Annotated in this window: 7 protein-coding genes; 4 read left to right on the top strand and 3 right to left on the bottom strand. The window is 64.9% G+C overall.

Annotated elements, in window-relative coordinates:
- Positions 1 to 6 precede the first annotated feature (6 nt).
- Positions 7 to 1206 (bottom strand): cystathionine beta-lyase, encoded by a 1200-nt coding sequence (gene metC / locus ACOJTD_RS08325; protein ID WP_420132449.1) that lies wholly within the window; start codon positions 1204 to 1206, stop codon positions 7 to 9.
- A gap of 329 nt (positions 1207 to 1535) precedes the next feature.
- Between metC and ACOJTD_RS08330 the strand changes: the two genes are divergently transcribed.
- Genes ACOJTD_RS08330 through ACOJTD_RS08345 form a run of 4 tightly spaced genes read left to right on the top strand, consistent with a single transcriptional unit; the run spans position 1536 to position 6031 of the window.
- Positions 1536 to 2549, top strand: a complete 1014-nt coding sequence (locus tag ACOJTD_RS08330) for an amino acid ABC transporter substrate-binding protein (protein ID WP_420132450.1) — start codon at positions 1536 to 1538, stop codon at positions 2547 to 2549.
- 16 nt (positions 2550 to 2565) lie between these two features.
- Positions 2566 to 3771 carry an amino acid ABC transporter permease gene (locus ACOJTD_RS08335; RefSeq protein ID WP_420132451.1) on the top strand — a complete coding sequence of 402 codons (1206 nt, stop codon included), beginning with the start codon at positions 2566 to 2568 and terminating at the stop codon, positions 3769 to 3771.
- Positions 3768 to 5276 carry an amino acid ABC transporter permease gene (locus ACOJTD_RS08340; protein WP_420132452.1) on the top strand — a complete coding sequence of 503 codons (1509 nt, stop codon included), beginning with the start codon at positions 3768 to 3770 and terminating at the stop codon, positions 5274 to 5276. Before ACOJTD_RS08335 ends, ACOJTD_RS08340 begins: the two co-directional genes overlap by 4 nt.
- A 14-nt stretch (positions 5277 to 5290) precedes the next feature.
- A complete protein-coding gene (locus ACOJTD_RS08345; protein ID WP_420132453.1) occupies positions 5291 to 6031 on the top strand; it encodes an amino acid ABC transporter ATP-binding protein in 741 nt (246 codons plus the stop codon).
- Between the two features lie 38 nt (positions 6032 to 6069).
- On the opposite strand, the gene ACOJTD_RS08350 is transcribed toward ACOJTD_RS08345, so the two are convergent.
- Both ACOJTD_RS08350 and ACOJTD_RS08355 read right to left on the bottom strand, forming a co-directional pair.
- Complete coding sequence (locus tag ACOJTD_RS08350; protein WP_420132454.1) at positions 6070 to 6348, bottom strand: hypothetical protein; 279 nt, start codon at positions 6346 to 6348, stop codon at positions 6070 to 6072.
- Between the two features lie 446 nt (positions 6349 to 6794).
- A complete protein-coding gene (locus ACOJTD_RS08355) occupies positions 6795 to 7832 on the bottom strand; it encodes a cysteine synthase A (protein ID WP_420132455.1) in 1038 nt (345 codons plus the stop codon).
- Between the last annotated feature and the right edge of the window lie 37 nt (positions 7833 to 7869).

Raw genomic sequence — 7869 nt, forward strand, 5'->3', positions numbered from 1 at the left:
GGATTATTACCGTGCCGCGTTGAACGCTGCGAAGCCGCGCTCGAGATCGGCCTTGAGGTCGTCGGTGCTCTCCAGCCCGATATGCAGCCGCAGGGTCGGGCCGCCCGGATTCCATTTGGTCGCGCTGCGGTAGCTGGCGCAATCGAACGGGATCACCAGGCTCTCGAAGCCGCCCCACGAATAGCCCATGCCGAACAGGCGGACGGTGTCGAGCAGGGCGTCGACCGCCTTCTGCGGGGCGTCCTGCATCACGATCGAGAACAGGCCGGAGGCGCCGGTGAAATCGCGCTTCCAGATCGCGTGACCGGGATCGTTCTCCAGCGCCGGATGCAGCACGCGCTGCACCTCGGGGCGCTCGCCGAGCCAGCGCGCCATCTCAAGGCCCGAGCGGTGATGCTGCGCCAGCCGCACCGACAGCGTGCGCAGGCCGCGGAGCGCCAGAAACACGTCGTCCGGCCCCGCGCAGACGCCGAGCTGGCGAATGCCCTCGGCGATCTTAGGCCACGTCGCCGTGTTCGCCGCGATAGTGCCGAACATGATGTCGGAGTGGCCGCCGATATATTTGGTGCCGGCCTGGATCGAAATGTCGACACCTTGCTCCAGCGAGCGATGATACAGCGGTGTCGCCCAGGTGTTGTCATCGATCACCAGCGCGCCACGTGCATGCGCTACAGCGGCGATCGCCGGAATGTCGGTCATCTCGAACGACTGCGAGCCGGGAGCCTCGACCATGACCGCGGCGGTGTTCGGCCGGAACAGGCTGTCGATGCCGGCGCCGATCTGCGGATCGAAATAGCTGGTCTCGATCCCGAAGCGCTTCAGCGTCTGGTCGCAGAATAGCCGCGTCGGCCGATAGGCGTTGTCACAGACCAGGACATGATCTCCGGCTTTGAGCACCGAGAGCAGCGCGGTGGAGATCGCCGACACCCCGGACGGCGTCAGTCCGACGCCGGCGCATTCCGGACCTTCCAGCGCCATCAAGGCCTGTTGCAGGGCCTTGGTGGTCGGCGTGCCGTGGCGTCCGTAAGAATACTCGCCGCGATGGGCGTGCAAATCCTCGGCGGTGGGATACAGCACGGTGGAGCCGCGCACCACCGGCGGGTTGACGAAGCCCTTCTGCGCTTTGGTGTCGCGCCCCGACGTAACCAGCAGGGTCTGTGGGCTGAGCGGCGAGGCGGTGTTGTCGCCGTGGTCGGAAGAATCCATATCGGGCTCGCTGATGAATGGCCGCGATCGCTGCGCGCGGATCGGCGCTGCGGCTGCCGAACGATATGTCTAATAGCAGTCTTGGGAAGTTGCCCGTCAACCCCTTGACCCGGCGGGCAACTCGTTCTGTGATGTAATCAAGCTGTCTGGACGCCGTGCGGAGGGACTCGCGCCGATGTCGACCCCGGGGTCAACCCGCACGGAACCGCAGCGATGGTCATGCGAGCATGAAGCGCCGATCCAACGGCTGCTCTGCCGCAGGCCACAACCAGCACACATCATCTTCATTGCCGACTGACGCGGCAAGTCATGCTTCGAAAGGCTTCTTCATGAAACGCGTATCCCTTGTCGCTGCCGCCGTCGCCGCCTGCTTCGCGGCCCAGAGCGCGGACGCGCAGACCCTCAAGACCGTCAAGGATCGCGGCATGCTGTCCTGTGGCGTCAGCCAGGGGCTGCCGGGATTCTCGTCGCCCGACGACAAAGGCAACTGGACCGGTCTCGACGTCGACCTGTGCCGCGCCGTTGCGGCGGCGGTGTTCGACGATCCGACTAAGGTGAAGTTCGTGCCGCTGTCGGCCAAGGACCGTTTCACCGCGCTGCAGTCCGGCGAGATCGACGTGCTGTCGCGCAACACCACCTGGACGCTGTCGCGCGACACGTCGCTCGGCGTCAACTTCGTCGGCGTCAGCTACTACGACGGCCAGGGCTTCCTGGTGAAGAAGGCGCTCAAGGTCAATTCCGCGCTGGAACTCAACAGCGCCTCGATCTGCGTGCAGACCGGCACCACCAACGAGCAGAACGTCGCCGACTACTTCAAGGGCAACAACATGAAGTACGAGGTGATCGCCTTCGCCAATGCCGACGAGGCGATCAAGGCCTACGAGTCCGGCCGCTGCGACGTGTTCACCTCGGACGTCTCGCAGCTCTATGCGATGCGGCTGAAGCTGACGACGCCGGCTGATCACATTGTGTTGCCGGAGGTGATCTCCAAGGAGCCGCTCGGCCCGCTGGTTCGCCATGGCGACGACCAGTGGTTCGACATCGTCAAGTGGACGCTGTTCGCGATGGTCAATGCCGAGGAGCTCGGCATCACCCAGGCCAACGTCGCCGAGCAGGCCAAGTCCGACAAGCCTGAGCTGAAGCGCGTGTTCGGGACCGACGGCAATCTCGGTGAGCAGCTCGGCCTGACCAAGGACTGGGTCGCGCGCATCATCAAGGCCACCGGCAACTACGGTGAATCGTTCGAGCGCAATGTCGGCACCGGCTCCAAGCTCGAGATCGCCCGCGGGTTGAACAAGCTCTGGAATAAGGGCGGCATCATGTACGCGCCGCCGATCCGCTGACGCGCGGACCGCGGCGATGGCGATCGAGCCCCGACGGCCGCCGGCGCAACTCGGCGCTAAACTGCGCCGCGCGCTCGGCGGGCGCTCAGGCTGGAAAGGGTTGGTGGCCCAGCTTCTGTTCGTCGCCGCGCTGTGCTGGATCGGCTACGCGATCGTCGACAACGCTCGCGAGAACCTTGCCAATCAGCGCATCGCTTCTGGCTTCGGCTTCATGACGCAGACCGCGGGCTTCGGCGTCAGCCAGACGCTGATCCCGTACTCGGAGTCCGACAGCTACACCCGGGTGTTTCTGGTCGGGCTCGTCAATACGCTGCTGGTCTCGGTCGTCGGCATCTTCTTCGCCACGATCATCGGCTTCGTTGTCGCGCTCGGCCGGCTGTCGCCGAACTGGCTGATCTCTCGGATTGCCGGCGGCTATGTCGAGCTGGTGCGCAACCTGCCGCTGCTGTTCCAGATCCTGTTCTGGTATCTGGCCGTGCTCGGTGCGTTGCCGGGACCGCGGCAGAGCGTTTCGGTGTTCGACAGCATCTTTCTGTCCAACCGCGGCATCGTCGTGCCGCGGCCGGTCGGCGAGGCCGGGCTGGATGGCTTTCTGGTCGCGCTGCTGATCGGCATCGCCGTCGCCATCATCTTGCCGATCGTTGCACGGCAGCGGCTGTTCGCGACCGGCAAGCCGATGACGATGTGGCCGTGGATCGTCGGCGCGCTGGTCGGCCTGCCGCTGGTCGCGATGCTGATCTTCGGCAAGCCGTTCGGCTTCGAGATTCCGGTGCTGAAGGGCTTCAACTTCGCCGGCGGCTCGCGGTTGCCGCCGGAGTTCGTCGCGCTGACGCTGGCGCTCTCGACCTATACGGCGGCCTTCATCGCCGAGATCGTCCGCGCCGGAATCATGTCGGTGCACAAGGGCCAGATGGAAGCGGGCGCCTCGCTCGGCCTGTCGCGGGGCGCAACGCTGCGGCTGATCGTGATCCCGCAGGCCATGCGGGTGATCCTGCCGCCGCTGACCAACCAGTATCTCAACCTCACCAAGAACTCCTCGCTCGCGGTGGCGATCGGCTATCCAGATCTGTTCGCGGTGTTCGCCGGAACGACGCTGAGCCAGACCGGGCAGGCGATCGAGGTCATCGCCATCACGATGGGCGTGTATCTGGTGATCTCGCTGGTCACCAGCGCGCTGATGAGCCTTTACAGCTGGCGGATCAACCGGAGCATGGGCGCATGAGCGAGCTCGGATCGGTAACGCCCGCCTTCGTCCGCGATCAGGAGGTACAGGCGCGGCCCGCGCCCGTGCGCACCACCGGCTTCGTCGCGCTGATGCGCGGGCGGCTGTTCAATTCGCCGACCAACATCATTCTGACGCTGATCGGCGTGGCGTTGCTGTATTTCATCGCCGTGCCGGTGGTGAAGTTCCTGCTGATCGACGCGGTGTGGACCGGCAGCAACCGCACCGACTGTCTCGCCGAGACGCTGCATCGCGATGTCGGCGCCTGCTGGCCGTTCGCGCAGGCCAAGCTGTCGCAGTTCATCTACGGCTTCTATCCGCAGCCCGAACGTTGGCGCGTCGATCTCACCTTCGCGATCGCCGCGCTGTTGCTGCTGCCGCTGCTGATCCCGCGGGCGCCGGCGAAGACGTTGAATGCCAGCCTGTTCTTCATCGCGTTTCCGGTCGTCGCATTCTTCCTGCTGCATGGCGGCGGGCTGGACGGCTTCGCGGTGTCGTGGATCGCCGACCTGCTGTCCGGCCTGATCGGCAGCCTCGCGGAAGCCGGCAGCAAGCTCGCGGCCGGCGGCACCTTCGCGATGATGATCGGCAAGCCGGTGTTCGGCTTGGCCACCGCGTTGTCCTGGCTGATCGCGCCGCTGATCTGGCTGCGCGACTGGATCGCCGCCACCGGCCAGCCGGTCTGGATCGATCTCGGGCTCACCGCGCTGATCGCCGTCGCGCTGGTGGTCGCGCTCAGCGGTGGTCTGCGCAATGGCGTGTGGCCGCTGCTTGTGGTGCTGGGGCTGTTCGTCGGCATCGCCGTGGTGATCGCGCTGCTGCGGCTCGACCGCGGCGGGCTGCCGATCGTCGGCACGCGGCAATGGGGCGGGCTGCTGGTGACGCTGGTGGTCTCCGTCACCGGCATCGTCGGCTCGATGCCGGTCGGCATCGCGCTTGCGCTCGGGCGGCGTTCATCGATCCCGTTGATCCGGGTGTTTTCGGTCGCCTTCATCGAATTCTGGCGCGGCGTGCCGCTGATCACCGTGCTGTTCTTCGCCACCTACATGCTGCCGCTGTTCCTGCCCGGCAACTTCACGGTCGACGGGCTGGTGCGGGTGCTGATCGGCATCGCGCTGTTCGCCGGCGCCTACAATGCCGAAGTGATCCGAGGCGGCCTCAATGCGATCCCGCGCGGGCAGGCGGAGGCGGCCAGCGCGCTCGGGCTGTCGTATTGGAAGACGACGGGGCTGATCGTGCTGCCGCAGGCGCTGCGCCACGTCATTCCGGGCCTCGTCAACAGCTTCATCGCGCTGTTCAAGGACACCTCGCTGGTGTCGATCGTGGCGCTGTTCGATCTGCTCGGCCAGCTTCGCGCCGCCTTCGCCGATCCGAACTGGTCGACACCAAACACTCTGTTCACCGGCTTCGCCTTTACCGGGCTGATCTACTTCGTGTTCTGCTTCGCGATGTCGCGCTACTCGCTGTTCGTCGAGCACCGCCTCAACGCGCACCGGCGCACCTGACCAGAGGATACTCCATGGCCGAGAAACCGATTGTCTCGATCGCGGGGCTGAACAAGTGGTACGGCGAGTTCCACGTGCTGCGCGACATCAGCCTCGACGTCGGCCGCGGCGAGCGCATCGTCATCTGCGGACCGTCCGGCTCCGGCAAGTCGACGCTGATCCGCTGCATCAATGCGCTGGAAGAGTTTCAGGAAGGCGAGATCGTGGTCGACGGCATCGACCTCGGCCCGAGCCTGAAGCACGTCGACGACATCCGCCGCGAAGTCGGCATGGTGTTCCAGAGCTTCAATCTGTTTCCGCATCTCACCGTGCTCGAGAATTGCACGCTGGCGCCGATCTGGGTGCGCAACATCCCGAAGAAGGACGCCGAAGCCACCGCGATGAAGTTTCTCGAGCGGGTGCGGATTCCCGACAAGGCGAACAAGTATCCGGGCCAGATCTCCGGCGGTCAGCAGCAGCGCGTTGCGATCGCGCGGGCGCTGTCGATGAACCCGAAGGTGATGCTGTTCGACGAACCGACCTCGGCGCTCGACCCCGAAATGGTCAAGGAAGTGCTCGACACCATGGTCGACCTTGCGGACGAAGGCATGACCATGCTGGTGGTGACCCACGAAATGGGCTTCGCCCGCGAAGTCGCCAACCGCGTCGTGTTCATGGACGCCGGGCAGATCATCGAAGCGAACGAGCCGGAAGAGTTCTTCGCCCATCCGCAGCATGCGCGAACCAAGCTGTTCCTCAGCCAGATCCTGCGCTGAGCTTCACGGCCCGGCGAGCGGTCCGTGCCGCCGGCGCGTCAGGTCGCGGTGGCCGCCGACGAATAGCGCTTCAGGCGTTTGACGTCGTTTGCCGAGAACTGGCCGAAGACCTGTTTGACGCGATCGGCCGGAGTGAGATTGTCAGCAAAGCCGCGCGGCTGTCGCGTGCTCGCAGCTGCGACATGTGGCGCGTACAACGCGCTGTCGTAGATGACGTCGTTGAACCGCGGCGGTGCTTCGCCGAACACCGCGTTGATGATAACCAGCAGCGCCAGCAAAGCGGGGCCGACGGAAATGAAATACCTGAGGACGGGCATGACGCGTTCCCTTGTTGGTACAAGCTAACGACGTCAGGAATGAAGCTGGCGTTGATGCCGCTGCAGGTCTTTGGAATGCGGTTCTCGTTCGGTTAATCCGATTTCGAGAATGCCGCGGCTGGTTGCAACGACTATTGAATGAAAGTTGCGCTCGCCGCGCTATCGTTCGTCATTCCGGGGCGCGCGCAGCGCGAGCCCGGAATCGATATCTCCTGAGGCTGCTGTGTCGGCAGGTTTTTGCCACGCCGTGCCTCAACGCCGCCGCGGTGGTTATGGATTCCGGGTTCGCGAGCGCCGCGGAATGACGAACGAGGGATTGGTGAGCGTCGTAGCCCGGATGGAGCGGAGCGAAATCCGGGACGATGCCCACGGACTTTCACACGTTAGCGACCCATTCGCTCCGCTCGCCCTCGATTGCGCTTCGCTTCATCGAGGCTACGACGCTCTCACACCGCCTCGAACGGTACGCTGATCGTACTCTTCGTTTCCATCCACGCCGGCACCGGCAGGTTCTTGCTGCGCATGAAGTCCGGATTGAACAGTTTCGACTGATAGCGGCTACCGTAGTCGCACAGGATGGTCACGATGGTGTGGCCGGGGCCGAGGTCTTTGGCGAGGCGGATGGCGCCGGCGATGTTGATGCCGCTCGATCCGCCGAGGCACAGGCCTTCGTGTTCGAGAAGGTCGTAGACCACGGACACGGCCTCCTCATCGCCGATTTGATAGGCATCGTCGACGATCGCGCCGTCGAGATTTGCGGTGACCCGGCCCTGGCCGATGCCCTCGGTGATCGACGAGCCCTCCGATTTCAGCGCGCCGTTCTTGTAGTAGTTGTACAGCGCCGAGCCCATCGGGTCGGCCAGCACGGCGCGGATCTTCGGATTGAACTGCTTCAGGCCGATCGACACGCCGGCGAGCGTGCCGCCGGAGCCGACCGCGGCGACGAAGCCGTCGACTTTGCCATCGGTCTGTTTCCAGATCTCCGGTGCTGTCGTCTCGATGTGGGCCTGGCGGTTGGCGACGTTGTCGAACTGGTTGGCCCAGATTGCGCCGTTCGGCTCGGTCTTCGCCAGTTGCTCGGCGAGGCGGCCCGACAGCTTCACGTAGTTGTTGGGGTTGGCGTAGGGCACGGCTGGCACTTCGATCAGCTCGGCGCCGCACAGCCGCAGCATGTCCTTCTTTTCCTGGCTCTGCGTGTTCGGGATCACGATCACGGTGCGGAATCCGAGCGCGTTGGCGACCAGCGCCAGCCCGATGCCGGTATTGCCGGCGGTGCCTTCGACCACCACGCCGCCGGGGCGCAGCGCGCCCCGCTTGACCGCATCGTTGATGATGAAGAGCGCCGCGCGGTCCTTCACCGACTGGCCGGGGTTCATGAATTCGGCCTTGCCCAGAATGGTGCAGCCGGTCTGCTCCGACGCGCGCTTCAGCTTGATGAGGGGCGTGTTGCCGATGGCGGCGGGGAGGCTGTCTCTGATGGTCATGCGGGAGGCATTTCTCTGGGAAGCGGAATCTGTACGG

The organism is Rhodopseudomonas sp. (genome assembly GCF_048594845.1).
In the GTDB taxonomy this organism is placed as follows: domain Bacteria; phylum Pseudomonadota; class Alphaproteobacteria; order Rhizobiales; family Xanthobacteraceae; genus Rhodopseudomonas.

Bases quoted from the DNA above. Each gene is read 5' to 3' on its own strand.
- metC (WP_420132449.1), bottom strand. From the start codon at position 1,206: ATGGATTCTTCCGACCACGGCGACAACACCGCCTCGCCGCTCAGCCCA.
- ACOJTD_RS08330 (WP_420132450.1), top strand. From the start codon at position 1,536: ATGAAACGCGTATCCCTTGTCGCTGCCGCCGTCGCCGCCTGCTTCGCG.
- ACOJTD_RS08335 (WP_420132451.1), top strand. From the start codon at position 2,566: ATGGCGATCGAGCCCCGACGGCCGCCGGCGCAACTCGGCGCTAAACTG.
- ACOJTD_RS08340 (WP_420132452.1), top strand. From the start codon at position 3,768: ATGAGCGAGCTCGGATCGGTAACGCCCGCCTTCGTCCGCGATCAGGAG.
- ACOJTD_RS08345 (WP_420132453.1), top strand. From the start codon at position 5,291: ATGGCCGAGAAACCGATTGTCTCGATCGCGGGGCTGAACAAGTGGTAC.
- ACOJTD_RS08350 (WP_420132454.1), bottom strand. From the start codon at position 6,348: ATGCCCGTCCTCAGGTATTTCATTTCCGTCGGCCCCGCTTTGCTGGCG.
- ACOJTD_RS08355 (WP_420132455.1), bottom strand. From the start codon at position 7,832: ATGACCATCAGAGACAGCCTCCCCGCCGCCATCGGCAACACGCCCCTC.